Annotated in this window: 26 protein-coding genes; 12 read left to right on the top strand and 14 right to left on the bottom strand. The window is 62.3% G+C overall.

Annotation, left to right across the window (positions count from 1 at the left end; translation table 11 throughout):
- The first annotated feature begins 302 nt into the window (after nucleotides 1–302).
- The 4 genes from EJ576_RS18970 to EJ576_RS18955 are packed head-to-tail and all read left to right on the top strand — an operon-like array spanning nucleotide 303 to nucleotide 4,926.
- On the top strand, nucleotides 303–1,007 hold the full coding sequence (locus tag EJ576_RS18970) for an ABC transporter ATP-binding protein (RefSeq protein WP_122729345.1): 705 nt from the start codon (nucleotides 303–305) through the stop codon (nucleotides 1,005–1,007).
- Nucleotides 1,004–2,221, top strand: a complete 1,218-nt coding sequence (locus tag EJ576_RS18965) for an ABC transporter permease (protein WP_123475860.1) — start codon at nucleotides 1,004–1,006, stop codon at nucleotides 2,219–2,221. The genes EJ576_RS18970 and EJ576_RS18965 overlap by 4 nt, the downstream gene beginning before the upstream one ends.
- Nucleotides 2,214–3,692, top strand: a complete 1,479-nt coding sequence (locus tag EJ576_RS18960) for a TolC family protein (RefSeq protein WP_126570865.1) — start codon at nucleotides 2,214–2,216, stop codon at nucleotides 3,690–3,692. The genes EJ576_RS18965 and EJ576_RS18960 overlap by 8 nt, the downstream gene beginning before the upstream one ends.
- On the top strand, nucleotides 3,682–4,926 hold the full coding sequence (locus EJ576_RS18955) for an efflux RND transporter periplasmic adaptor subunit (protein WP_126570864.1): 1,245 nt from the start codon (nucleotides 3,682–3,684) through the stop codon (nucleotides 4,924–4,926). The genes EJ576_RS18960 and EJ576_RS18955 overlap by 11 nt, the downstream gene beginning before the upstream one ends.
- 42 nt (nucleotides 4,927–4,968) lie before the next feature.
- Here EJ576_RS18955 and EJ576_RS18950 read toward each other — a convergent pair whose 3' ends face one another.
- The 12 genes from EJ576_RS18950 to EJ576_RS18895 all read right to left on the bottom strand — a co-directional run bounded on the left by EJ576_RS18950 (nucleotide 4,969) and on the right by EJ576_RS18895 (nucleotide 16,457).
- Nucleotides 4,969–6,363 (bottom strand): FAD/NAD(P)-binding protein, encoded by a 1,395-nt coding sequence (locus EJ576_RS18950; RefSeq protein ID WP_126570863.1) that lies wholly within the window; start codon nucleotides 6,361–6,363, stop codon nucleotides 4,969–4,971.
- Nucleotides 6,364–6,375: 12 nt separating this feature from the next.
- Nucleotides 6,376–7,143 carry an ABC transporter ATP-binding protein gene (locus EJ576_RS18945; protein ID WP_126570862.1) on the bottom strand — a complete coding sequence of 256 codons (768 nt, stop codon included), beginning with the start codon at nucleotides 7,141–7,143 and terminating at the stop codon, nucleotides 6,376–6,378.
- Between the two features lie 3 nt (nucleotides 7,144–7,146).
- A complete protein-coding gene (locus tag EJ576_RS18940) occupies nucleotides 7,147–8,487 on the bottom strand; it encodes an ABC transporter substrate-binding protein (RefSeq protein WP_126570861.1) in 1,341 nt (446 codons plus the stop codon).
- A gap of 21 nt (nucleotides 8,488–8,508) precedes the next feature.
- Nucleotides 8,509–9,558, bottom strand: a complete 1,050-nt coding sequence (locus EJ576_RS18935) for a branched-chain amino acid ABC transporter permease (RefSeq protein ID WP_126570860.1) — start codon at nucleotides 9,556–9,558, stop codon at nucleotides 8,509–8,511.
- Between the two features lie 4 nt (nucleotides 9,559–9,562).
- Nucleotides 9,563–10,444: a branched-chain amino acid ABC transporter permease gene (locus EJ576_RS18930; protein WP_048728678.1), complete on the bottom strand. Its 882-nt coding sequence runs from the start codon at nucleotides 10,442–10,444 to the stop codon at nucleotides 9,563–9,565.
- Nucleotides 10,441–11,214: an ABC transporter ATP-binding protein gene (locus EJ576_RS18925; RefSeq protein ID WP_126570859.1), complete on the bottom strand. Its 774-nt coding sequence runs from the start codon at nucleotides 11,212–11,214 to the stop codon at nucleotides 10,441–10,443. The genes EJ576_RS18930 and EJ576_RS18925 overlap by 4 nt, the downstream gene beginning before the upstream one ends.
- On the bottom strand, nucleotides 11,211–12,113 hold the full coding sequence (locus EJ576_RS18920) for an AMP-binding protein (RefSeq protein WP_126570858.1): 903 nt from the start codon (nucleotides 12,111–12,113) through the stop codon (nucleotides 11,211–11,213). Before EJ576_RS18920 ends, EJ576_RS18925 begins: the two co-directional genes overlap by 4 nt.
- A gap of 133 nt (nucleotides 12,114–12,246) precedes the next feature.
- Nucleotides 12,247–13,662, bottom strand: coding sequence for an LLM class flavin-dependent oxidoreductase (locus EJ576_RS18915; RefSeq protein ID WP_122729073.1), 1,416 nt, complete (start codon nucleotides 13,660–13,662; stop codon nucleotides 12,247–12,249).
- Complete coding sequence (locus EJ576_RS18910; protein WP_099583268.1) at nucleotides 13,662–13,988, bottom strand: acyl-CoA dehydrogenase; 327 nt, start codon at nucleotides 13,986–13,988, stop codon at nucleotides 13,662–13,664. Before EJ576_RS18910 ends, EJ576_RS18915 begins: the two co-directional genes overlap by 1 nt.
- Nucleotides 13,989–13,997: 9 nt before the next feature.
- Entirely contained in the window at nucleotides 13,998–15,194 is a 1,197-nt protein-coding gene (locus EJ576_RS18905; protein WP_122729075.1) for an SfnB family sulfur acquisition oxidoreductase, read from the bottom strand.
- Between the two features lie 194 nt (nucleotides 15,195–15,388).
- The gene (locus EJ576_RS18900) at nucleotides 15,389–15,736 is read right to left on the bottom strand and encodes a hypothetical protein (RefSeq protein WP_122729077.1); all 348 of its coding nucleotides are present in this window, start codon (nucleotides 15,734–15,736) and stop codon (nucleotides 15,389–15,391) included.
- Nucleotides 15,737–15,893: 157 nt separating this feature from the next.
- Nucleotides 15,894–16,457, bottom strand: coding sequence for a helix-turn-helix domain-containing protein (locus tag EJ576_RS18895; protein WP_123475836.1), 564 nt, complete (start codon nucleotides 16,455–16,457; stop codon nucleotides 15,894–15,896).
- Between the two features lie 92 nt (nucleotides 16,458–16,549).
- Between EJ576_RS18895 and EJ576_RS18890 the strand changes: the two genes are divergently transcribed.
- From EJ576_RS18890 to EJ576_RS18860, 7 genes are all read left to right on the top strand, one after another.
- Nucleotides 16,550–17,479 (top strand): DMT family transporter, encoded by a 930-nt coding sequence (locus tag EJ576_RS18890; protein WP_126570857.1) that lies wholly within the window; start codon nucleotides 16,550–16,552, stop codon nucleotides 17,477–17,479.
- A 129-nt stretch (nucleotides 17,480–17,608) separates the two neighbouring features.
- Nucleotides 17,609–20,530 carry a monovalent cation/H+ antiporter subunit A gene (locus EJ576_RS18885; RefSeq protein ID WP_122729083.1) on the top strand — a complete coding sequence of 974 codons (2,922 nt, stop codon included), beginning with the start codon at nucleotides 17,609–17,611 and terminating at the stop codon, nucleotides 20,528–20,530.
- Nucleotides 20,530–20,874, top strand: coding sequence for a Na+/H+ antiporter subunit C (locus EJ576_RS18880; RefSeq protein ID WP_003192163.1), 345 nt, complete (start codon nucleotides 20,530–20,532; stop codon nucleotides 20,872–20,874). The genes EJ576_RS18885 and EJ576_RS18880 overlap by 1 nt, the downstream gene beginning before the upstream one ends.
- A complete protein-coding gene (locus tag EJ576_RS18875) occupies nucleotides 20,871–22,553 on the top strand; it encodes a monovalent cation/H+ antiporter subunit D (RefSeq protein ID WP_122729086.1) in 1,683 nt (560 codons plus the stop codon). Before EJ576_RS18880 ends, EJ576_RS18875 begins: the two co-directional genes overlap by 4 nt.
- Nucleotides 22,550–23,038, top strand: a complete 489-nt coding sequence (locus EJ576_RS18870; RefSeq protein ID WP_122729088.1) for a Na+/H+ antiporter subunit E — start codon at nucleotides 22,550–22,552, stop codon at nucleotides 23,036–23,038. The genes EJ576_RS18875 and EJ576_RS18870 overlap by 4 nt, the downstream gene beginning before the upstream one ends.
- Nucleotides 23,035–23,313, top strand: a complete 279-nt coding sequence (locus EJ576_RS18865; protein WP_003211751.1) for a K+/H+ antiporter subunit F — start codon at nucleotides 23,035–23,037, stop codon at nucleotides 23,311–23,313. Before EJ576_RS18870 ends, EJ576_RS18865 begins: the two co-directional genes overlap by 4 nt.
- Nucleotides 23,310–23,648: a Na+/H+ antiporter subunit G gene (locus EJ576_RS18860; RefSeq protein ID WP_028616866.1), complete on the top strand. Its 339-nt coding sequence runs from the start codon at nucleotides 23,310–23,312 to the stop codon at nucleotides 23,646–23,648. Before EJ576_RS18865 ends, EJ576_RS18860 begins: the two co-directional genes overlap by 4 nt.
- A gap of 66 nt (nucleotides 23,649–23,714) precedes the next feature.
- Here the strand turns inward: EJ576_RS18860 and EJ576_RS18855 are convergent, their stop codons facing one another.
- Nucleotides 23,715–24,173, bottom strand: a complete 459-nt coding sequence (locus tag EJ576_RS18855) for an HIT family protein (RefSeq protein WP_122729347.1) — start codon at nucleotides 24,171–24,173, stop codon at nucleotides 23,715–23,717.
- A gap of 113 nt (nucleotides 24,174–24,286) precedes the next feature.
- Between EJ576_RS18855 and EJ576_RS18850 the strand changes: the two genes are divergently transcribed.
- On the top strand, nucleotides 24,287–24,616 hold the full coding sequence (locus EJ576_RS18850) for a helix-turn-helix domain-containing protein (RefSeq protein WP_122729091.1): 330 nt from the start codon (nucleotides 24,287–24,289) through the stop codon (nucleotides 24,614–24,616).
- On the opposite strand, the gene EJ576_RS18845 is transcribed toward EJ576_RS18850, so the two are convergent.
- Nucleotides 24,613–25,395: an SDR family oxidoreductase gene (locus tag EJ576_RS18845; protein WP_122729094.1), complete on the bottom strand. Its 783-nt coding sequence runs from the start codon at nucleotides 25,393–25,395 to the stop codon at nucleotides 24,613–24,615. The two genes, EJ576_RS18850 and EJ576_RS18845, sit on opposite strands and share 4 nt — an antisense overlap.
- Between the last annotated feature and the right edge of the window lie 65 nt (nucleotides 25,396–25,460).

The raw sequence follows: 25,460 nt of genomic DNA, 5'->3' as shown, positions 1-25,460 counted from the left end.
CCTCGTTCGAAAGCAAGTAGTGACACACCGCCATATGATCGAAAGCCTTGGCCGACAGGCTCGTCGGAGGCGGGCAAGCGGGTTTTGCTCAACCTCCCGCCCCCGTGGGGCAGGCCTTTTCCCAAGCTGAAACCGCTCTACATCGACGGCTGGCGAAGCGGCTGGAAGGCGGTTAGTATTCAAACAATATTTTAAAAACAAGAAACAAAAACCGGTCCATGGCGCACCCTGAGGCGACCCCTAACTTGTTACAAGGCTTTACTGGGGACGATGACGACGGCGTCGAGACTGAAGGCGTATTCATGACAGATACCCCCGCGCACCCAAGCTTGATCTCCCTGCACGGCATCGGCAAACGCTATCAGTTGGCCGGGCAGCACCTGTCCATTCTCAATGATGTGTGCCTGTCCATTGCCCGCGGCGACAGCTGCGGCATCCTCGGCGCCTCCGGCTCTGGCAAAAGCACGCTGCTCAATATCCTTGGCCTGCTGGACCTGCCCAACTGCGGCCAGTACCACTTTGCCGGCCACGATATCTTCAACGCCACACCCGATGAACTGGCGGCGATCCGCAACCAGCAGATCGGTTTTGTGTTCCAGAGCTTCAACCTGTTGCCACGCCTCAGCGCCCTGGATAATGTCGCCCTGCCCCTGAGTTACCGCGGCGTATCGCGTCATGAGTCGGTGGAGCAGGCCCTGCGCATGCTCGAACAAGTCGGCCTGGCCGACCGCGCCCACCATCGCCCCGCCGACCTCTCCGGTGGCCAACGTCAGCGGGTTGCCATTGCCCGGGCACTGGTGGGCAAACCCTCGGTGATCCTCGCCGACGAACCCACCGGCAACCTCGACAGCACCACGGCCCAGGACATCATGGACCTGCTGCTGGCGCTGAACCGTGAACAACAAGTCACCCTGATCATCGTCACCCACGACCCCCACATCGCCGAGCGCCTGGACCGCAAGATCCTGGTGCGTAACGGCGTGGTGCAAGAGGCCGGGCGCCCATGATCGAGCGGGTAAAGAGCAGCCTGCGGGTTGAACAGAACCTCAGCCAAGTGCTGCATGAAGCGTTCGTCAGCCTGCGCACCCTGGGCAAGCGCTCGATTCTGGCCTTGCTGGGTATCGTGATCGGCAGTTCGTCGGTGGTGGCGCTGATCAATATCGGGCATAACGCGTCTGTGGATGCCGCGATGATCTTCAAGGACATGGGCACCGACACCCTGATCGCTCAGTTCCCCCCCAAGGGCGCCAGCACTGTGCCGATGCCCGCCCGCCTCGACCTCGACGCCATGCGCCAGACGGTGCCTGGCATAGCCCATATCGGTGCTCTCACACTGTTCAGCGGGCCCATCGTGTTCCATGGCCGTACCGCCAACGCCAACTTCGTGGGCAGTACACCGGACATCAAGGATGCGATGCGCCTGGTGGTGCAACGGGGGCGTTTCCTGTCGAGCTTCGATGCCAACGAAACCTACGGTGTGATCGGTGACCAAGTGGCCCAGTCACTGAGTGCGCCGGGCGACCCCTTGCAAGTGGGCGATCGCGTGCGCATCAACGACTACCTGTTCCTGATCGTGGGCATCCTGCGCAGCCAGCCACGGGCGATGCTGATGCCAGTACAGGCCAACGAGTCGCTGTTCATTCCCGCCGAAGGCATGCGCCGTATCTATGCAACACCGCAGATCGGCAACCTGATCATTCGTGCAGCGCCCGGCCAGGACATGGAGCGCGTCGCCAAAGAAGCGGTCGCCGCGCTGAAACCCCAACTCCCCGACCACGATGTGGACATCCAGGTGCCCCAGCAAATGATCGACGGCATGACCCGGCAAAGCCGCACATTTGCCTACCTGCTGCTGGCTTTGGGCGCGATCTCACTGGTGGGCGGTGGTGTGGGGGTGATGAACGTGATGCTGATGAACGTCTCTGAGCGCCGCCGCGAGATCGGTATCCGCATGGCCCTCGGCGCCCGCCAGCGGGATATCCGCAACCTGTTCCTACTCGAAGCCGTGACCCTCACCGCCGTCGGCGCCCTCTGCGGCGCGGTGCTGGGCATGACCGCTGCCTGGTTGTACGCCTGGCTGTCGGGCTGGGCGTTTGCGCTGGCGGTGCCCGCCTTGCCGCTGGGGGTGGGCAGTACCTTGCTGGTAGGGTTGTTCTTCGGCATCTACCCAGCGGTGTCGGCCTCACGCTTGCAGCCGGTGGAGGCCCTGCGCGATGAATAAATGGCTTTGGCTGCTCGCATTCGTCAGCCTGCCCGGCACGGCCGCCGACGTGGTGATCAAACCATCGGCGCCCAGTAGCACCCGCAGCGGCTATGACCGCAGCGTCTCGTTGAATGCTCAGGTCACCAGCCTGACACTGGGCGATGCGGTGTACCTTGGCTTGCGCAACAACCCGGCGATCCGCAGCGCCTACCTGCAACGGGTGGCGCAGAAATTCGACCTGCGGGTGGCCGAAGATGTGTTCAACCCCAAGCTCACCCTCAACAGTTATTACCGCACCAACCGTGGCTCCGCCGACAACACACGCAATGCCAACCTCGCGCCGGCCACCAGCCTGCTCAGTGAATACGGCACGCGGCTGAGCATGGCCTGGACCCAGCAACTGAACACCGCTGACCGCGCCGGCCGTTACCGCAGCGACGGCCTCGACCTGGCGATCATCCAGCCGCTGTTGCGTGGCGCTGGCTGGGACGCCACCACCGCGCCGCTGCGCCTGTCGCGGTTGTCGGAACAGGCCAACCGCCTGAACCTCAAGGCAACCGTGGCGCAAACCATCAGCCAGATCATCGCCACCTACCGCGAACTGCTGCGCGCCCAGCAGCAACTGAGCATCGTGCAGGACGCTCTCAAGCGCTCTGGCACCTTGCTGGAGGTGAACAAAGCGCTGATCAATGCCGGGCGTATGGCTGAGTTCGAAATCGTGCAGACCGAAGCCGATATCGCCACCCAGCAACTCGGCGTGGAAGAAGCGCAGAACCAACTGGACACCAGCCGCCTGGCCCTGCTGCGTCTGCTGGCCCTTGACCTGTCCACGCCGATTCGCGCCACCGAGGCCCTGGAGGCCCGGCCCGTGCAGGTCGACAAGCGCCAGGCCTTCAACCTCGCGCAGACCCAGCAGCCGGAATACCTGGCCGCGCTGCTCGGCAGCCAACAGGCCGACCTCAACCTGGTGATCGCCAAGGATTCCGGGCGCTGGCAGGTGGACCTGGTAGCCGGAGCCAATCAGATACGCGCCAACACCGATAACGACGCCGGCCGCTCCAACAACCGCACCTGGGACAGCTACGCTGGGGTGCAGGTGCAAATCCCCATCGGCGACATCAGCACGCGCCAGGCCGAAGTGCGTGCGCGGGTGAATGTGGAGGATCAGGAGATCCGTATCACCGATGCGCGCCAGGAGCTGGAGCGCAGCGTCAACAATGTGGTGCGCGACCTCGGCACCCGCTGGCGCCAATATGAAATCTCCCAGCGCGCCGTGGAGCTGTCGCGGCGCAAGATCGAGATCGAGCGGGAAAAACTCAGCGCCGGACGCTCCACCAACTTCCAGGTGCTGAGTTTCGAGACCGACCTGCGCAACGCCGAGAACGCGCAGCTCAATGCGCTGATCGCTTATTTGAACGCCCAGACCCAGCTTGACTTGACCCTGGGCATGACGCTGGAAAGTTGGGAAATCGCCCTCAATGACTACTAATCAGAAACGCCTGCTGGGCGCTGTACTTATCCTGTTGCTGGGCGGCGCGGGCCTGGCCTTGCGCAGCCCGGCCTCCGATCCCGCTGGCACCACCGAACAGTGGCTGGCCATCAAGCCCGACGCGCTGGTGCACCAGATCGGCCTGGTGGGCAAGATCGAACCCGACACCACCATCACCCTTACCGCGCCGTTCGACGGCAACGTGCAAGCCAACCTGGTGGAGCAAGGCCAGCGGGTCGAGGCCGGCCAGGTGCTACTGCGCATGGACCCGGCCACCCTGGAGGTGCAACTGCGCGAGGCCCTTTCCGCCCAACTCAAGGCCCGGCGCACCGTGCAGGAAATGCAGGACTGGGACAACGGCCCCACCGTCAGCCGTGCACGTCGCAGCTTGCGCACGGCGCAAATGACCGCCGGCAATACCCAGCGCAAACTCACCGAGAGCGAAAATCTGTTCCAGCGCGGCATCATCCCGCGCAATGAGCTGGACGACCTCAAGCAGCAGACCCAGCAGCAACAACTGGACCTTGCCTCCGCGCGCAGCGAACTGCAGCAGGCCCTCGACCAGGGCAAGGGTGAATACCGCCAGATCGCCGACATGGAACTGACCAATGCCACGGTCAAATACGACGCCCTGCACAAGCTGCTCGACGGCCAGGAAGTCAAGGCGCCGTTCTCCGGCATCGTGGTGCCGCCGCCCGGCAATACTTCAACTCAGGGCGGCGGCAACAACACGGCCCCGGTGCAAGCCGGCAGCAAGGTCAGCCAGGGTCAGGTGCTGTTTGGCCTGGCGAACATCGAACGGCTTAAAATCGTCGCCAAGGTCTCAGAGCTGGACATCAACCAGTTGCATCAGGGCCAGGCGGTGGAAGTGCTGGGGGATGGGTTTGACGGCGAGCGACTGAACGGCTCGGTCAGCGTGGTGAGCGGCTTGGCGATGGCCGGTGACGGCCAGGGCAGTGCGCAGTTTCCGGTGACCTTGTCGATCCCCAAGCTCACGCCGCAGCAGTTGCAACGGGTGCGCCTGGGGATGAGCGCGCGATTGACCATCGTGACTTACAACAATGCGCAGGCGATGGTGATTCCGAGCCAGGCGATAGGGCCGGATATGACGGTTGAATACCGTGAGGCGATGGATAAGTCGGTGGAGCGGGTGAAGGTGACCACGGGGCAAGCGACGGCCCAGGGGGTGGAGGTGTTCGGCCTAAAGCCCGGCCTTGTAAAGACCTCAAGATAAATGGAAAACCCTATGTGGGAGGGGGCAAGCCCCCTCCCACATTTAGATCTCTGTCAGCTTTGAAGCCAGCGCCTTGGCTTGCAGCGCCACATCCGTCACTGCCGTACTTTCCCACCACATCCCCCGCAACGGCGGGCCCATGGCGAACAAGCGCTGGCTGACCTGCCCCTGGGCATCCACCACTGCCCCCGACGTATCCGCCGCAATCCCCAGCGCCAAGGGCCCAGGCTGGATCAGCCCACGCTTGAGCAATTGCTGGGGCAACGGCCGGGCCACGCGGCGCCAGTCGTATTCGATACCGCTGGAGTTGATCAGGGCCGCGCCGCAAACCCGCTTCACCGCCTGCTCGCCTCGGTGACGCACACCAATGGTCACGCCCTCGACCGAAGGTTCCAGGCCTTTGAACGACGCCGCCCGAATCCGCAACCGTCCTTCTTCATGCAACCGCGCCACCAACTGCGCGCTCAACGGCGGCGAACGGTGGTGATGGCTTTCCCACCACGGCCGCACATGGCGCACGAACTGACGTTTTTCGCGTTCACTGGCCTGGCTCCACAGCCGGCCGATATGCGCACGCACCGTGTCCAGCGGCGCCTGCCAATCGATGCCCTGTGCTTGCGCCATAGTGCATTGCCGACGCACCTCGCGTAGTAATTGCCGAGGGCTACGCAGGCGGTGATCTCCGCCAAGGAAATCCACCCAGCTCGGCGGCTGCCGACGCACATGGGGCAACAGGCCGTGGCGCGAGAAAATCTCGATGGGCCCGCGATGCCCGGCCTGTTCCAGGGACACCACGGCATCAACCATGGTCAACCCGGAACCGATGATCAGCACCGGCGCTTGCGGGTCAATCGCGGTCATGGCTTTCACATCCCAGGGATCCACCGCCGCCGCGTTCAACCCGCTGGACTCGGTCTGCGGTGTGCGCGCCGCCGGGAACATGCCGGTGGCCAGCACCGCAAAACCGCCGCGCAATTGTTGGCCGTCATCCAGGGTGAGCAGTGCTGAACCTTCGTCCACCTGCAGGTCGACCCCCTCAGCACGCACATGCTCGACGCTGGAGGCAGACTGCGCCTTCGCCTCGGCCAAGCGTTGCTGGGCGTACAAGCCAAATATCCCGCGCGGCGGGAACAATTCGCTGATCGGCACGTGCTGCTGGCGCGACTCCGGCCAGCCGCCTGCGCCGATGTACTCGGTGAGCCACTGGGTCAAATCGTCGGCATTGTCAGGGTCGACACTCATGCGCGCCGCGTTGCCGTTCAGGGTGTGGCCCAGTTCGACAGCACTGTAGGCCTCGCCCCGGCCGAGTTCGCCACGCGGCTCGATCACCAGGATCCGGCGCCGACCCGGCAGGCGCAGCAGTTGCACGGCCAGCATCGTGCCGCTCAGGCCGCCGCCGATGATCAGTACATCAGCGTTGCGGATGGATTCAGTCATGCAGAGTCGCCCTTACTGTTTGCCCAGGTAAATGTCATGCAAGTCGCCCCGCGCCAACAGCTCAGCGGCGCTGCCACTCAAGGCCACGCGGCCAGTATCCAATACGTAGCCGTGGGACGCATAGTTCAGTGCGACATTGATGTTCTGCTCGGCGATCAGGAAGCTCACCTGCTGCTCACGATTGAGCTGCGCGATGATCTCGAAAATCTCCTGCACGATCATAGGCGCCAAACCCATGGACGGCTCGTCGAGCAGTACCAAAGTAGGACGGGTCATCAACGCCCGGCCGATGGCGACCATCTGCTGCTCGCCGCCCGAGGTGAGCCCGGCGCGGGTGTGGCGCTTGGTCTTGAGCCTCGGGAACCAGGTGTAGAGGCGCTCCAGGTCCTGTTCCATGTCCTTGCGGCTCAAGCGCCGCACGAAGCCGCCACTGCGCAGGTTGTCTTCCACCGTGAGTTGGCCGAACACATGACGGCCTTCCAGCACGTGGACCATGCCCTTTCGCACGCGCTGGCTGGGATCGACACCGGCCAGGTCCAGGCCCGAGTATTCGATCACGCCCCGGCTGACCTCCGCTCGCTCGGCCCGTACCAACCCAGAAATCGCCTTGAGCGTGGTGCTCTTGCCGGCGCCATTGGCACCGAGCAAGGCGACGATGGCGCCCTTGGGTACGTGCAGCGACACCCCGGCCACCGCGAGGATCGCGCCGTCGTAGATCACTTCGATGTCGTTGACCGTCAACAGTGAAGGGCTGGCGGATTCAGCAGCGAGCTGGCTCATGCTTTATTCATCCCCGGTGCAGGTGCGCGGCGTCAGGCCTTTTTCCTTGGCGAAAGCGGCGGACTTTTCATCGATCAACGGACGCAGCAACGCGCGGTCGGCAGCGATCCACTCGCTGATCAGCGTCCAGTTGGCGCCATCCCACTGCTGCACCCGCGCCGAGCCGCCGCCTTCGTGGTCGCGGCACGACAGCTTGAGGTTCTGCATCAGCCCCAAGTAGCCCATGTCTTTCAAGCGGGCGTCGTCGATGTTCAGGTGTTCCAGGCCCCAGCGGCCCTCTTCACCATTCAGCGGACGCTTGCCGAACTTGGCCTGGCCGGTGCGAATCGCTTCCACCGCCACAGCGGCGTTCACCAGGCCGGAGTTGTAGTAGACGCTGCCGAAGTTCTTCAGGTCCTTGAGGTCGCTGTGGCCCTTGTCGAGGATGTATTGCTTGAGGCGTTTGTGGATTTCGAAGTCGGCACCCGCCGGGTATGGGGTGAGCGCCAGGTAGCCTTTGGCCGAGCTGCCTGCGGGCAAGACGTCTTCGCTGGAACTGGCCCAGATGTCGCCGATGATGTGGTCCACCGGGAAGCCGAAGCGCGCGGCAGTTTTCACCGCGACCGGGGTGGACACGCCCCAGGTACGCAGGAACACCCAGTCCGGGTTGGCCTGGCGGACCTGGCGCCATTGCGCGGACTGTTCGTTGCCGGGGTCAGCCACTGGAATCTGGATGTTTTCAAAGCCGTACTTTTCCGCCAGCAATTTCAGCGGGCCGAGGGTTTCGCGGCCATAGGCCGAGTCGTGGTAGACCGTGGCGATTTTCTTGCCCTTGAGCTTCTCGAAACCACCCTCGCGCTGGGCGATGTAGTTCACCAGGGTCGACGCCTCGCTGTAGAAGGTCAGCATCACCGGGAAGTTGTAGGGGAACACCGTGCCGTCGGTGGCTTCAGTGCGGCCGTAGCCGAGGGTGATCAGCGGGATCTTGTCCACTTCCGCGCGCTCGCTCAGGGCATAGGCTGCCGGTGCGCCGTTGGGCTGGTACACCGCGACCGGCGCGCCATCCAGGCCATTCTTGAAGCGCTCGTAGCACTCGATGCCCTTCTCCGCCGTCCACTCGGTCTCGCACTCCTGCCACACCAACTTGACGCCGTTAATGCCGCCTTCGACCTCGTTGATGTAGCGCAGGTAGTCGATCATCCCGGCCCACACCTGCACGCCGCTGGACGCGTAGGCGCCGACGCGGTAGGTGGCCAGGGGAATGAATTGCTGGTCCGGCGAGGCCATCGCCTGGGGAACAGCACCGGCCAGGGCGGCCAGCGCAAATGCAGCGCCGACCAGGGAATGTTTCAAGGATGCACGCATGGGAATTCTCTTGAGGGAATGTTAGAAACGCAGCGGCCACTGCCGCACACGGTCACGCAGGTTGTGCAACAGGCGAATCAAGCCCTCGGGTTCCTTGATCAGGAACACGATGATCAACACGCCAAAGATGATTTTCTGCAGGTTCTGCAACTGCCCCGCATCCACCGAACCGCCAAACAGCGCCTGCCCGGCATGGCTGAGGAAGATCGGCAGCAGGCTGATGAAGGCCGCACCGACAAAGTTGCCGGCGATGCTGCCCATGCCGCCGATAATGATGATGAACAGGATCTGGAAAGAGCGATTGATATCGAAGCTACTGGCGCTGGCCGTGCCCAGGTAGGCAAAGGCCCACAGCGCGCCGGCTATGCCTAGGTAGAACGAGCTGACCGCAAATGCCAGGCGCTTGTAGCGCACCACCGGAATGCCGACCACGGCGGCGGCGGTGTCCATGTCGCGGATCGCCATCCAGTTGCGGCCGACCTGGCTGCGCACCAGGTTGATCGCGGTCCAGGTCAGCAGCAGCACGGTGACCAACGTCAGCAGGTAACGGCCCAGCGGGGTATTGAGGTCATGCCCGAACAGCGAAAGCTTCGGCGCGGAGATGGTCCCGGAGGAGCCGTAGTTGTAGAACCAGGGGAATTTGACGAACAGCCACTCCAGGAAAAACTGTGCGGCCAAAGTGGTGACCATCAGGTAGAAGCCCTTGATCCGCGAGCTGGGCAGGCCGAACAGCAGGCCAACCAACGCGCTGATAATCCCGCCGCCGAGCAGCGCCACCGGCAAGCCCAGCTCCGGCAGGCGCAGTAAAAACCCGTAAGTGGCAAATGCGCCAACAGCCATGAAACCCGCGGCCCCCACCGAGGTTTGCCCGGTGTAGCCGGTGAGCAGATTCAAGCCCAACCCGGCCAACGAGAGCACTAAAAAAGGGATCAGGATCGCATTGAGCCAATAGTCATTGCCCCACATCGGCACCACGACAAAGGCCAGCGCCAACAGGCCAATCAGGCCCCAGGGGATACGCCGCTGAATCAGCAGCAACGGCGCGGTGTGTTGAACAACGGGAATCGACATGGTTTCAGACTCGCTCGATGGCACGCTCGCCGAACAGGCCGGCGGGACGGATATACAGGAAGGCCAGGGCCAATACGTAGGCGAACCACGGCGTGATGCCGCCGCCAATCAACGGGCCGATGTACACCTCGGCGAGGTTCTCCGCCGCGCCGACGATCAACCCGCCGACAATCGCCCCGCCAATCGAGGTAAAGCCGCCGATGATCAGCACCGGCAAGGCCTTGAGCACCACCAGCGACAACGAAAACTGCACCCCTTGGCGCGCGCCCCACAGCAGCCCCGCCACCAGCCCGACAATCCCGGCCACCGCCCAGACGATCTGCCAGATACGGTTGAGGTTGATGCCGATGGACAACGCCGCCGTGGTGTCATCCGCCACCGCGCGCAACGACACACCGATGCGGGTCTTGTTGAACAGCAACGCCAGCACCGTCACCAGCACCACCGCAGCGGCCGCGGCGATCAAATCGAATTGGCTGAGCATCAGCGGGCCGACGAACAGCGGCACGTCGTCGATGCCCAGGTCGAGGGCGCGCACCTGCGAGCCCATCAAGCCCTGGGCCAGGCCTTCGATAATGAACGAAAGGCCCAGCGTCGCCATGAACAACGTGATCTGCGAGCGGTTCACCAGCGGCCGCAACACCAGGCGCTCGATGAGTAACGCGCCGACGATCATCACGATCACAGTCAATAGCAGCGCCAAGGCAAACGGCACGCCCTGGTCATGCAGGCTGACAAAGGTCAGCGCGGCGAACAGCAGCATCGAGCCCTGGGCAAAGTTGAACACGCCACTGGCCTTGTAGATCAGCACGAAACCGATGGCGACCAGGGAGTACATGGTGCCGGCGAGCAGGCCGCCGAGCAGGGTTTCAAAGAAAAACGTCATCCGTGCACCACTCCAAGGTAAGCCGCGATCACTTCGGGATTGGTCTGCACGTCGTCGGGCGTGCCGTCGCCGACCTTGCGCCCGTAATCGAGTACCACCACGTGGTCGGACAGCCCCATGACCACGCCCATGTCGTGTTCGATCAACACCACGGTGGTGCCGAGGTCGCGGTTCACGTCGGCGACGAAGCGCGCCATTTCCTGTTTTTCCTCAGCGTTCATGCCCGCCATGGGTTCGTCGAGCAGTAGCAGGCGGGGCCCGGCGATCAATGCCCGGCCCAACTCGACACGCTTCTGCAGGCCATAAGAGAGGTTGCCCACCAGCACATCACGCTGAGCTTGCAACTCAAGAAATTCGAGAATGCCCTGGGCGCGCAGGCGGAACGCTTCGGCTTCCCGACGTGCGCGGGGCAAGCCCAGGGCCTGTTCGATAACGCTGCTGCGCATATGCCGCGACAGGCCGGTGAGAATGTTGTCGAGCACGCTCATCTTCTTGAACAGCGCGTTGTTCTGGAACGTACGGCCAATGCCCCGGCGCGCGGCGCCGAGCGGGTCAATGCGATGGAAGTGCTGGTCTTCGAAGACGATCTCGCCAGCATCGAAGCGATACACGCCGTTGAGTACATTGAGCAATGAGCTTTTACCGGCACCATTGGGACCGATCAGCGCGCAGATCTCGCCGCGCGCCACCTCGAAGGACAAGGCATTGATCGCCTTGACGCCCTTGAACGACAGCGAGATGTCCCGCACCTGGAGAATGGCTTGGCTCATGCGATGTCCCGTTTGAATTGCGCCAGCCACACCGGCGAAGGGGTGGATTTGAGGGGTTGCCAGATGTAAGCCAGGCGCTGAAAGCCGAGCAGCTTGCGCACACGGTTTTTCAACAGGCGGCGCAGGCCGCTTTGCGGGTGGGCGATGGCCCAGTCGCATAGGCGTCGACGCCAGGTGCCATGGGGTGCAAGGCGACTTTCGATCTCGTCGGCCAGGTGCTGCAAACGTGCAGGCGACAACAGCAAGCCGGTGGGGGCGACTTCGCTGCGATCGCGCCGCGCCGAGGCCAGGCTTTCCGGAAAGGCCAGGCCATGGCCGCTGTTCAGCCATTGCTCCAGCACTACCGCCAGGCCGCCCTGCCACTGGGTGCCCTCTTCGCTCCACAACGCGGTTTCGCCGCTGGGTTGCCACCAGCGTACGAGGTGCTGTGCCGGGTCGATCGGGCCGAGCAACTGGGCAAAATCCAGTAGGTTGGCCGATTGCCAATGCCGCACTTGCTGGCGGTCCTGGGTGTAGGCATGAGTGGGATGGATGCGCCATAACTGTTGTTGCAGCGCTTCGGGCTCCACGTCATCGGCCAGGGTCAGGACTTGCCCGCCGATGGCTTGAGCCGCAAGAGCCAACAGCAACAGGTTCGGCTCGAACGCCCCGCTGAGGGCCACGCGCGATTGCTCGTCAAAGCCCTGCTGACGCAAGCCATCGGCCAGGCGTTCCACATCCCGCAAGGCGTCGATCCAGCGCCACGCATACCACTGGCCCTGACGCTTGTGGCGCAAGGCAGTGTGCAGCGGCGTGATCTGCGCCCAGTGGTGCAGTTGTTCCAACGCCTTGGGCAGGTTGCCGAGCAGCTCGGCGGGCCATTCCAGGGCCAGCGGACGTTTGAGTTCGTGCACGCTCATAGGGGTGATGCTCCTATTCAAGTGATGTGCGTGCGGTGGTCCGCTGGCTGGTTTTTTTTGCATCGACACCGATCTACTGTGGGAGCGGGCTTGCTCGCGAAAGCGGCAAATCAGTCGACATACATGTTGAATGTCAGTCCGCATTCGCGAGCAAGCCCGCTCCCACATTGGAATGGTGCAAGGCCGCCAAATCGCGGTAACCGGCCCCCGGGTGGTTCGCGCCCAACCTTGCACCGTCACCAAATAACTTCTCGCGCAACGTGCCCTGGGCGTATTCGGTCTTGTACACCCCGCGCTTTTGCAACTCCGGCACCAGCAGGTCCACGGCGTCGATGAAGGTTTCATGGGTCAGCGCATAGGCCAGGTTGAAGCCGTCCACATCGGTGTCCTCGACCCACTCTTGAAGCAGGTCTGCCACGGTTTCCGGGCCACCGACAAACAGCGGGCCAAAGCCACCGATGCCGACCCAATCGGCCAGTTCGTTCGGCGTCCAGACCTTGTTCGGGTCCGCCGTGGAGAACGCTTCCACCGCCGATTGGATGGCGTTGGTGTGCACATGCTTGAGCGGCTCATCCGGCTTGAACTGGCTGAAGTCGATACCGGTCCAGCCGGAGATCAGCGCCATCGCGCCTTCGTAGCTGACGTAGGACTTGTATTCGTCGAACTTGGCCTTGGCCTTGGCGTCGGTCTCGCCGACGATCACCGTTTGCAGGTTGAAGATCAGGATCTTCTTCGGATCACGCCCGGCTTCGGCGGCGCGGCGGCGGATGTCGGCGACGGTCTTTTTCAGCAAGACCTTGGACGGCGCGGCGACAAACACGCACTCGGCCTGTTCGGCAGCGAATTGTTTGCCGCGGCTGGACGCACCGGCCTGGTACAACACGGGGGTGCGTTGCGGCGAGGGTTCACACAGGTGAATACCGGGCACCTGGAAGTGTTTGCCGACATGGCGGATCTCGTGGATTTTGCTCGGGTCGCTGAAGATCCGCCGCTCGCGGTCGCGCAGCACGGCGCCCTCCTCCCAACTGCCTTCCCAGAGTTTGTAGCAAACCTCCAGGTATTCCTCGGCATAGTCATAGCGCGCGTCATGTTCGGTCTGGGCTTTCTGGCCGAGGTTCTTGGCGCCGCTTTCCAGGTAGGAGGTGACGATGTTCCAGCCGATGCGGCCCTTGGTCAGGTGGTCGAGGGTCGAGAGACGGCGGGCGAACGGGTACGGATGTTCGAATGACAATGAAGCCGTCAGGCCAAACCCCAAATGCTCGGTGACCAACGCCATCGGCGCGATCAACGACAGCGGATCGTTGACCGGCACCTGGGTCGCCTGGCGAATCGCCGCGTCGCCGTTGCCGTTGTACACGTCGTAGATGCCCAGCACGTCGGCGATAAACAAGCCATCGAACTTGCCGCGCTCGAGGATCTTGGCGAGGTCGGTCCAGTATTCCAGGTCCTTGTACTGCCACGAACGGTCGCGCGGGTGCGCCCACAGGCCGGGCGATTGGTGGCCGACACAGTTCATGTCGAAGGCATTCAAGCGGATTTCACGGGACATCAAAGCACTCCGTTGAGGTGGTAGTTGCCGACAACCTGGTATTTCCAGCGCAACGGATCATCGAGGCTCGACGGCAGTTCGGTGCGTTGGCCGGTCAGTTCGAATTCGGCGTTGCTTGCAGCGATGAGGGCTTCGGCGGCGGCGATCTGCGCTTCGGTGGCGGCCACCGGGCTGGGGTGGGTTTCAGCGCGTTCCAGCAAGGCGGCGGCCACGTCGACGCGGATCTGCAGATCGCCGAAGCGGCTGATCACATAGGGGTCATCGCTTTTCTCGACATGGCGGCGAGTGCTGTCCAGCAGTTGGCGTGCAAGGTTCAGTGCGGTCATGGTTGATCCTCAGTTCCAGGCGTGGCGCGCGGGCTTCACACCGTTGAGCACAAAATTGCCGATCAGGTGATATTTCCAGCGAGCCGGGTCGTGCAGGGTGTGGGTGCGCGCGTTGCGCCAGAAGCGGTCAAGGTTGTGTTTGCCGGTGACCGAGCGGGTGCCGGCCAGTTCGAAGAGCTTGCTGCTGGCGAGCAAGGCGGTTTCGGCCGACAGCACTTTGGCCTGGGCGACCACCAGCGAGGCGTGGGCGACGCTGTCTTCGCTCGGTTCGGCGAGTGCGTGGTCGACCGCTTTGCCGGCCTTGGCGAGAATCGCTTCGGTGCCGTGCACGCGCCATTCGAGGTCGCCGATGGCGGCGATGGTGAACGGGTCTTGCCAGCCGTGATCCTGCTGGCTGTCGATCCACGGGCGGGCCTGGCGCGCGAAAATCTTCGCTTGTTCAAGGGCGCCGAGGGCGATGCCGGTGTCGACGGCAGCCTGGATGATTTGTGAGATCGGGCCGTCTGCAGTGGGCCGGTCAAAGGCCAGGTGAGCGGGAACTACCGCACTCAACGGGACATTAACGCCATCAAGAGTCACGCCGCCGCTGGCGGTGGTGCGCTGGCCAAAGCCATCCCAGTTATCGATCACCGTCAGGCCAGGCGCATCGCGTTCGACAAAGCCAATGAACGCCTGGCCGTTTTCGTTATTGCCAACGGTGGGAACGATATGGGCGAACAACGCGCCAGTGCAGTAGAACTTCTCGCCGTTGATTTGCGCGGTGTCGCCGTGGAAGCGAATCTGCGTGTCGAAGGTGCCGGCGTTTTTGCTCTTGGCTTCGGAGAAGGCATTGCCGAAGCGGTAGCCCGCCAGGACCTTGCCGAAGTAGTGGCGCTTTTGTTCCTCGGTCGCGGTTTGCAGCAGGATATCCACTACGCCCAGGTGGTTTTGCGGGATCTGCCCAAGAGACGGGTCGGCGGCGGAGATCAGTTTGATCACCTCGGCCACGGTCACATAGGACACTCCGGCGCCGCCGTAGGCTTTGGGAACGGTAATGCCCCACAAGCCGCTGGCAGAAAATTCGTCAAGCTCGGCGACCGGCAGGCGCCGCTCGCGGTCGCGCACGCTGGCATCGACAGCAAAACGTGCGGCCAGACGAGTGGCGACTTCGATGGCTTCCGAGTCCGAGCGGATGATATGGGCAGGGTGTTGAGGATGGGCTGACATGGGCCGACTCCAGGCTCCGATAAGATACGGAGGTCACTGCAGGAGTCATGCCCGAAGCTGACCCTTAACAAAACAGGCCAGTTACACATTTTTTAGGAGAAAAAGCGGGAGCAAACCAACAAAGTGTTGAACCTCTGTTGCTCCATCAACAGTTGCTTGTCAAAAGCAACCTTCTCTCACCCATCACATACTAATTAATCTACAACTTGATATATAGACTGATGCGAGCGCATTTCCCCGCTTTGTTTCTTAATACTATAGTACGCTGACGCAGAGGTAGCGCCGACAAAGAGCGCATCATACAATCTTCGGGTAACGACTTCCGTTGTAGAGGCGATCTCCCCAAAGGTAAACCAATTCCACTGTCCATCAGTATCTACATAGAGCGCGTACTCATCGCCGACCTCAATATCGAGGTAAAGAGGAAGGACAAAAGTAGCTCTGTTACCTGCTACCTCCGAACGGGAGATCGTTTCATTTTGCGAAGGAACAATAGCTGGGGCTACGAGAAAGTCGGTTCGAGATACTAATACTCCGTTCATATCCATATCCTTATATTGGGTTCTTGACAGTTCAGTTATTGCGACAACACCAACAAGTCAACACATAGCGAATATGCAAAAACTTAGTGATTGACGCAAAAACACCATACCTGAAGGAAAAACCAAAAATAAACTGTCAGCTCTGACAGTTGACAAACTAAATAACGACATTCCGTACAAACTTCACGGCGACGTCCCCATCATTGCGATAGGCGTGAGGCTGATGGCTGGCGAACATGAAAAACTCACCTGCGTTGATGGTGTTTTCTGCGTCCCCCACCACCAGGGTCAGGCTGCCCTCAAAGACAAATAGCTGCTCGCTCCACCCTTCCAAGTCCGGGTCCGGGCAGTAGCGATCACCGGGTTCGAGGCGCCACTCCCATAGCTCGACTTCACGCCGCGCGGTGGCTTTGGCCAGCAATACCGCCTTGCTGCCGGTAATTTCACCGGCCCAGGCCAATTCGTTGATGCGGCTGTGGTCACGCACATCCGGGGCCTGAATCAGATCACTGAACGCCACATCCAGCGCTTCGGCGACTCGGTCCAGCGTGGACAGGCTGACGTTCTTCTCCCCCGCCTCAATGGCCACCAGCATGCGTCGGCTGACCCCGGATTTTTCCGACAGCGCGGTCTGGCTCAGGTCGGCGGCGTGGCGCAGGCGACGAACGTTCTGGCTGACGTGCTGCAGGACCGAAGCCCGGTGTGGATTTTCTTTGTGCACTATATTGCTCAATGGGTGGGTGTGCGCAGTATACTGCCCAGCGTGCGGCGCATTGTGCGGTCCGTGCCTTTCCCTTGCAAGACCGAGCCGCCATGACCACCCCGAACTCCCCCTCGCGTTTCAACCGTTTCAGTAAAGCCGAATGCATCCTGGTGGTGATCACCATGATTTGGGGCGGCACCTTTTTGCTGGTGCAGCACGCGATGACCGTCAGCGGGCCGATGTTTTTCGTCGGGCTACGGTTTGCGGCGGCGGCGATCGTGGTGGGGTTCTTTTCCCTGCGCACCCTGCGCAACCTGACGCTGTTCGAGTTAAAGGCGGGAGTGTTCATTGGCGTGGCAATCATGTTTGGCTACGGCCTGCAGACCATTGGCTTGCAGACGATCTTGAGCAGCCAGTCGGCGTTTATCACGGCTTTATATGTGCCGTTCGTGCCGCTATTGCAATGGCTGGTGCTTGGGCGCCGTCCGGGCTTGATGCCGAGCATTGGCATCATGCTGGCGTTTACCGGCCTGATGCTGTTGACCGGGCCTGCGGGCGCGTCACTGAATTTCAGCCCGGGTGAAATCGCCACGTTGATTGGCGCGGTCGCGATTGCGGCGGAGATTATTTTGATCAGTGCATTTGCCGGGCAGGTAGATGTCCGCCGGGTGACCGTGGTGCAACTGGCCACCGCGTCGTTATTGTCGTTCCTGATGGTGGTGCCGATGGGCGAGGCGTTGCCGGGGTTTTCGTGGTTGCTGCTGTTCAGTGCAGTCGGCCTGGGTTTGACCAGTGCGGTGATACAAGTGGCAATGAACTGGGCGCAGCAGAGTGTCTCGCCTACCCGAGCCACGTTGATTTATGCCGGTGAGCCGGTGTGGGCTGGCGTGGTGGGGCGGATCGCCGGGGAACGCTTCCCGCCGATTGCGATGCTGGGCGCGGTGTTGATTGTGGCGGCGGTGATTGTCAGTGAGATGAAGACAAAGGCCCAGAAGGCGCTGGCGGTGGACAATGAGCTGGAGCAGGAACATCAGGGCTGAGGGGGGCATTGAAACAATGCCAAATGGGCGTTTTCGACCTACCTTGTAGGATCCTGCCACATCTTGCCGTTTGGTGATCGAGAAAGCGGCACGTATGATGCATCCCAAACTCCCGCAGATTAGAAGCCTATGTCCCTGATAGTTCTACTGCTTCTGCCGTTCGCTGGCAGCTGTCTGGCGGCCTTGCTGCCGCACAATGCACGTAACACCGAATCCCTGCTGGCCGGCCTTGTGGCCCTGGTCGGCACTATTCAAGTCGCCCTGCTCTACCCCCAGATCGCCCACGGTGGCGTGATCCGCGAAGAATTCATGTGGTTGCCCAGCCTCGGGCTGAACTTCGTGCTGCGCATGGATGGGTTCGCCTGGCTGTTCTCGATGCTGGTGCTGGGCATCGGCACGCTGGTGTCGTTGTATGCGCGCTATTACATGTCGCCGGACGACCCGGTGCCGCGCTTCTTTGCGTTTTTCCTGGCGTTCATGGGCGCCATGCTCGGGCTGGTGATCTCCGGCAACCTGGTCCAGATCGTGTTCTTCTGGGAACTGACCAGCCTGTTCTCGTTCCTGCTGATCGGCTACTGGCACCACCGCGCTGATGCACGGCGTGGTGCCTATATGGCGTTGATGGTTACCGGTGCGGGCGGCTTGTGCCTGCTGGCGGGCGTGATGTTGCTGGGGCATATCGTCGGCAGCTATGACCTCGACCAGGTGCTGGCGGCCGGCGATCAGATTCGCGCGCACGCGCTGTACCCGGTCATGCTGGCCCTGGTGCTGATCGGCGCCTTGAGCAAAAGCGCGCAGTTCCCGTTCCACTTCTGGCTGCCCCATGCGATGGCGGCGCCCACACCGGTGTCGGCGTACCTGCATTCGGCAACGATGGTGAAGGCCGGCGTGTTCCTGCTGGCCCGCCTGTGGCCGTCGCTGTCCGGCAGCGAAGAATGGTTCTATATCGTCGGCGGCGCCGGCGCGATTACCCTGCTTCTCGGCGCTTACTGCGCCATGTTCCAGAATGATCTCAAAGGCCTGCTGGCCTACTCCACCATCAGCCACCTCGGGCTGATCACCTTATTGCTTGGCCTGAACAGCCCGCTGGCCGCCGTCGCAGCCGTATTCCATATCCTCAACCACGCCACATTCAAGGCCTCGCTGTTCATGGCCGCAGGCATCATCGACCACGAAAGCGGCACGCGCGATATCCGCAAGCTCAGCGGGCTGGTGCGGTTGATCCCGTTTACCGCGACCCTGGCGATGGTGGCCAGTGCGTCCATGGCCGGCGTGCCGTTGCTCAACGGCTTCCTGTCCAAAGAGATGTTCTTCGCCGAAACCGTGTTCATCACCTCGACCGCTTGGGTGGAGTTTGCCCTGCCGTTGATCGCGACCATCGCCGGTACGTTCAGCGTGGCCTACGCGCTGCGTTTCACCGTGGATGTGTTCTTCGGCCCGACGGCGACCAACCTGCCGCACACCCCGCATGAACCGCCGCGCTGGATGCGCGCACCGGTTGAACTGCTCGTGTTCACCTGCCTGTTGGTGGGGATTTTCCCGGCCCAGGTGGTGGGTTCGATCCTCGCCGCTGCCGCCCTGCCAGTGGTCGGCGGTGTACTGCCGGAGTACAGCCTGGCGATCTGGCACGGCTGGAACGCGCCGATGATCATGAGCCTGGTGGCCATGTCCGGCGGCGTGGTGCTCTATCTGCTGCTGCGCAAGCAACTCAAGCGTGGCCGCTTCAAATACCCGCCCATCATCAGCTACTTCAACGGCAAGCGCGGCTTCGAGCGCAGCCTGGTGGTGATGATGCGCGGTGTGCGCAAGATCGAGAAACGCATCAGCACCAAGCGCCTGCAGACCCAGTTGTTCCTGCTGGTGCTGGTGGCGGTGATCGGCGGCATGATCCCGATGCTCAACAGCGGCCTCAGTTGGGGCGACCGGCCGAAGATCCCGGGTTCCATTGTGTTCGTGACCCTGTGGCTGCTGGCGATTGCCTGTGCCCTCGGCGCTGCCTGGCAAGCCAAGTACCACCGGCTGGCGGCCCTGACCATGGTCAGCGTGTGCGGCCTGATGACCTGCGTGACCTTCGTGTGGTTCTCGGCGCCGGACCTGGCGCTGACCCAACTGGTGGTCGAAGTGGTGACCACGGTGCTGATCCTGCTCGGCCTGCGCTGGTTGCCACGGCGGATCGAGGAAGTGTCGCCACTGCCGAGTTCGCTGCGCAAGGCGCGCATTCGCCGTCTGCGCGACTTCCTGTTGTCCACCGTGGTAGGTGGCGGCATGGCACTGCTGTCCTACGCGATGCTGACGCGCCAGACGCCCAACGATATTTCCTCGTTCTACTTAAGCCGCGCCCTGCCCGAAGGCGGCGGCAGCAATGTGGTGAACGTGATGCTGGTGGACTTCCGGGGCTTCGATACCTTGGGTGAAATCACCGTACTTGGCGCCGTGGCGCTGACCGTGTACGCCCTGCTCCGCCGCTTCCGTCCATCCAAGGAAAGCATGCAACTGCCCGCGCAACAGCGCCAGTTGGCGCCGGACGTGGCCACCGACCTGGTCAACCCACGCCAGGCCAGCGACACCGCCCTGGGCTTCATGATGGTGCCGGCGGTGCTGGTGCGCCTGCTGCTGCCGATAGCACTGGTGGTGTCGTTCTACCTGTTCATGCGCGGCCACAACCAACCGGGCGGCGGGTTTGTCGCCGGGCTGGTGATGTCGGTGGCGTTTATCCTGCAATACATGGTCGCCGGTACGCAGTGGGTCGAGGCGCAGATGAGCCTGCGACCGATGCGCTGGATGGGCTTTGGCCTGTTCTCAGCGACGCTGACCGGCCTCGGTGCATTGTTTGCCGGGTATCCGTTCCTAACCACCCACACCTGGCATTTCAGCCTGCCGCTGCTCGGCGACATCCATATCGCCAGCGCCTTGTTCTTCGACGTCGGCGTGTACGCCATGGTCGTCGGCTCGACGCTGCTGATGCTCACCGCCCTCGGTCACCAGTCCGTGCGGGCCCACAAACCGAGCAACCAGGCCAAAGTGGTTGCCGCAACGGAAGGAGCCGCCTGATGGAAGAAGTCATCGCAATTGCCATTGGGGTCCTGGCGGCCTCCGGCGTCTGGCTGATCCTGCGGCCACGGACATTCCAGGTGGTGATGGGCCTGTGCCTGCTGTCGTACGGGGTCAACCTGTTCATTTTCAGCATGGGCAGCCTGTTTATCGGCAAGGAGCCGATCATCAAGGACGGCGTGCCGCAAGACTTGCTCAACTACACCGATCCCCTGCCCCAGGCGCTGGTGCTCACGGCCATCGTAATCAGCTTCGCCATGACCGCCTTGTTCCTGGTAGTGCTGCTGGCCTCCCGCGGCCTGACCGGTACGGACCATGTGGACGGCCGGGAGCCCAAGGAATGACGTGGATGAATCAAATGATCGTCGCGCCGATCCTGTTGCCGTTGCTGACGGCCGCATTGATGCTGATGCTCGGCGAGAAGCACCGCCCGCTGAAGGCGCGCATCAACCTGTTCTCCAGCGTCATTGGCCTGGGCATCGCTGTTTTGCTGCTGTACTGGACGCAAAAAGGCGGCCCTGGCTCGATCGGCGTGTACCTGCCGGGCAACTGGCAAGTTCCGTTTGGCATCGTGTTGGTGGTGGATCAGTTGTCGGCGCTGATGCTGGTGCTCACCGGCATCATTGGCGTGAGCGCGTTGCTGTTCGCCATGGCCCGCTGGGACCGCGCGGGCACCAGTTTCCATGCGTTGTTCCAGGTGCAGATGATGGGGTTGTACGGTGCGTTCCTCACCGCCGACCTGTTCAACCTGTTCGTGTTCTTCGAGGTGCTGCTGGCGGCGTCCTATGGCTTGATGTTGCACGGCTCGGGCCGCGCGCGAGTGTCGGCTGGTCTGCATTACATTGCGATCAACCTGTTGGCGTCGTCGTTGTTCTTGATTGGCGCGGCGATGATCTACGGGGTGACCGGCACGCTGAACTTTGCCGACCTGGCGTTGAAAATCCCATTGGTACCGGAGGCTGATCGCGGCCTGCTGCACGCTGGCGCTGCGATTCTCGCGACCGCATTCCTGGCCAAGGCCGGCATGTGGCCGCTGAACTTCTGGCTGGCGCCCGCCTATTCCTCGGCCAGTGCGCCGGTGGCGGCGATGTTTGCGATCATGACCAAGGTCGGCGTGTACACCGTGCTGCGCCTGTGGACCCTGCTGTTTTCCGGCCAGGCCGGTGCCTCGGCGCTGTTTGGCGGGGACTGGCTGGTATACGGCGGCATGGCAACCATCATCTGTGCGGCGCTGGCAATGGTGGCGGCGCAGCGGCTGGAGCGCATGGCCAGCTTGAGCATCCTGGTGTCGGCGGGGATCTTGCTGTCTGCCGTTGGTTTCGCTCAGCCAAGCCTGACGGCGGGGGCGCTGTTTTATCTGGTCAGCTCGACGCTGGCATTGAGCGCACTGTTCCTGCTGGCCGAGTTGATCGAGCGTTCGCGCTCGGCCAACGACCTGCCGCTGGATGAAGAGATCGATGCGCTGCCCAAGGCCATGGAGTCCCTGCATCCGCGCCCTGGCGTGAACCTCGATGACGAGCAGAAAGCCGTGGTCGGCCAGGTGATTCCCTGGACCATGGCCTTCCTGGGCCTGAGCTTTATCGCCTGCGCCCTGCTGATCATCGGCATGCCGCCGCTTTCCGGGTTTATCGGCAAGCTCAGCCTGTTGAGTGCACTGGTCAATCCGCTGGGCCTGGGCGTCAGTGTCGACGAGCCGATTCGTCCCGCCGCGTGGGGCCTGGTGGCGCTGCTGATTCTTTCCGGCCTGGCGTCGCTGATCGCCTTTGCGCGCCTGGGCATCCAGCGTTTCTGGACCCCGGAAGAGCGCCCTTCGCCGCTGCTGCGTCGCTACGAGTGCCTGCCGATCTTCTTCCTGCTCGGCTTGAGCATCCTGCTGACCTTCAAGGCCGAGCCGCTGATGCGCTACACCCAGGACACGGCTGTCAGCCTGAACAACCCGGAGCACTATGTTATGGCGGTGATGGCGACGCGACCGGTGCCGAGCCCTGAAGCCAAGGCCGCCGCGCTGGAGGTGCAGCCATGAAACGCCTGTTCCCTGCCCCGTGGTTGTCGCTGGCGTTGTGGCTGTTGTGGCTGGTGCTCAACCTGTCCGTGAGCCCCGGCAACCTGCTGCTGGGTGCGCTGCTGGGCTTTCTGGCGCCACTGATGATGGCGCCGCTGCGGCCCTTGCCAATCCGCATGCGCCGCCCTGGGGTGATCATTCGCCTGTTTTTCCTGGTAGGCCGCGATGTGATCATCTCCAACCTGCAAGTGGCCTGGGGCGTGCTGATATGCGGCTCCCGCCCGCCGCGTTCGCGCTTTATCAAGATCCCCCTGGACCTGCGCGACGCCAACGGCCTGGCCGCGCTGTCGATGATCACCACGGTGGTGCCCGGCACCATTTGGTCGGAACTGGCACTGGACCGCAGCATCCTGCTCTTGCACGTGTTTGATCTGGAGGACGAAGCGCCCTTCATCGAGCACTTCAAATCCACCTACGAACGGCCCCTGATGGAGATCTTCGAATGAGCGCCCTGCTCTCCAATGCGATCCTGTTCAGCCTGTTCCTGTTCTCGCTGGCGATGGTGCTGACCCTGGTCCGCCTGTTCAAAGGCCCATCCGCGCAAGACCGGGTACTGGCGCTGGACTACCTGTACATCCTGGCGATGCTGATGATGCTGGTGCTGGGCATTCGCTATGCCAGTGACACCTACTTTGAAGCGGCGCTGCTGATCGCGCTGTTCGGCTTCGTGGGCTCGTTTGCCCTGGCCAAATTCCTGCTGCGTGGGGAGGTGATTGAATGATGCCGTTATGGATGGAAATCGTCGTGGCGGTGCTGCTGGTGTTGAGCAGTGTGTTTGCATTGATTGGCGCGATCGGCTTGCTGCGCATGAAGGACTTCTTCCAGCGCATGCACCCGCCGGCATTGGCTTCGACGTTGGGGGCGTGGTGTGTGGCGTTGGCGTCGATCATTTATTTTTCGGTGCTCAAATCCGGGCCGGTGTTGCATGGGTGGTTGATTCCGATTTTGTTGTCGATCACGGTGCCGGTGACCACGTTGCTGCTGGCCCGTACGGCGCTGTTCCGCAAGCGTATGGCTGGTGATGATGTACCGGCCGAGGTCAGCAGCCGCCGCTGAGCGCTGAGGCGAACACGGTTAAAAAATGTGGGAGGGGGCTTGCCCCCTCCCACATTTGGATCGACGCTAGGCGAAGGATCGGATCTGTGCCGCCAACTCCGCCAATTCGGCATCATCCGCCCGCACAAAATCGTGGGACGAGATATAGCCCTCATAGGCTTCGAAGAACTTCTCCACCTTGGAGCTGATGGGCTTGAAGGTACTGTCCCCGCCCGTCCCATGCATGGGAAACAGCTTCGCATGTAAATGATCCACTCCATACCCTTCCAGCATCATCCCCGTACGCGCCACATCCGGAAACGCCCGGTCGATCTGCAACGCGGTCTTCTTCGCCGCTATCGCAAGCCCGGCCAACACCTCATCCGACTGCGCAAACGCATAGCTGCCGTAGTGCTGCTTGGGGATCACTACGCTGAAACCCGGTGTATTGGGAAAAATCGACAGGAAGGCCATATGCTGGTCGTCTTCCCACAGAATGTGCGCAGGGGAGGTCTTTTGAACAATGCTGCAGAAGATACAATCCATTTGAATCACCGCCGGTTTCATCATGGGTTTGGTCGTGTCGACCATCTAAAGCCAGGCTGCGGCGGACGTCAAAGCAAATGGCAACTTTCCGAAATGTCCGAAGGGCGTATGCAATGAGTAAAACCTACACCCCTGCCACCGCGGCCGCCGACGTCGAAACCACCCTCGCCTGGCTTGGCGGGCGCTGGAAGCTGATCATCCTGTTCCACCTGTTCGGCGGCCAGGTGCAGCGTTACTCCGACCTTGAGCGGCTGATCCCGGATATCTCGCAGAAGATGCTCGCCCAGCAATTGCGTCAGCTCGAGGCCGATGGTTTGGTGCAACGCACGGTCTACCCGGTGGTGCCGCCCAAGGTGGAATACCGCATGACCGAGTGGGGCCAGAGCCTGTGCCCGGTGCTGGATGGCCTGCTCAAATGGCAGGCCGCCAAGCCGACAAGTTAGACCGTGGGCACGGTACCGCCGTCAATCACGTACTCGGTGCCGCTGATCGACGCGGCGCGGGGCGAGACCAGGAAGGCGATCAAGTCAGCCACCTCCTGGGGCTTGGCCGGCCGTCCAAGCGGAATACCGCCGAGCGCCTGCATGATGATCTGCTTGCCCCCCTCGTAATCCGTTCCCGCCTGCTCCGCCAGGCGCTCCGCCAGTGCCACCGCCGCGTCCGTCTCCACCCAGCCAGGCGAAACCCGCACCACCCGAATACCCTTGGGCGTCACTTCTTTCGACAGGCTCTTGCTGTAGGTCGCCAACGCCGCCTTCGCTGCGGCATACGCCGTGGTCGACTCCGGCAACGGCAACTCCCGCTGGATCGAAGTGACATGAATAATCACCCCGGCCCCACGTTCGAGCATCCCCGGCAGCAGCGCCCGATCCATCCGCACCGCCGCCATCAGGTTCTGGCCCAGGGCACTCGACCACTGCTCATCGTCCAGTACCGCAAAACCACCGCCAGGCGCGCTAGAGCCGCCGAGTACATTAACGATGATATCCACGCCGCCAAACCGCTCCTTCACCGCCTCGGTAGCGCTCGCACAACCCGCGGCAGTGCCCAGGTCGGCGGCGATGAAATGCACGCCTTCTGGCGTCGAATCCGCCGCCGAACGCGCGACCGAAATCACCAGGGCGCCTTGCTCACGCAACACCGCCACCACGGCGGCGCCGATACCTTTGGTGCCACCGGTGACCAGCGCACGAAGGCCTTTTAGTCCGAGATCAAAGCTCATGGAACCTACTCCTGGGTAAACGAAGACCGCAGGATAGGAACCGGGCGGACAGCCCACAAGAACGC

It is taken from the genome of Pseudomonas sp. C 49-2 (assembly GCF_003970195.1).
Taxonomy (GTDB): Bacteria; Pseudomonadota; Gammaproteobacteria; order Pseudomonadales; family Pseudomonadaceae; genus Aquipseudomonas; species Aquipseudomonas canadensis.
Note: the sequence above shows the minus strand (reverse complement) of the source record. Positions and strands in the feature narration are given on the sequence as shown.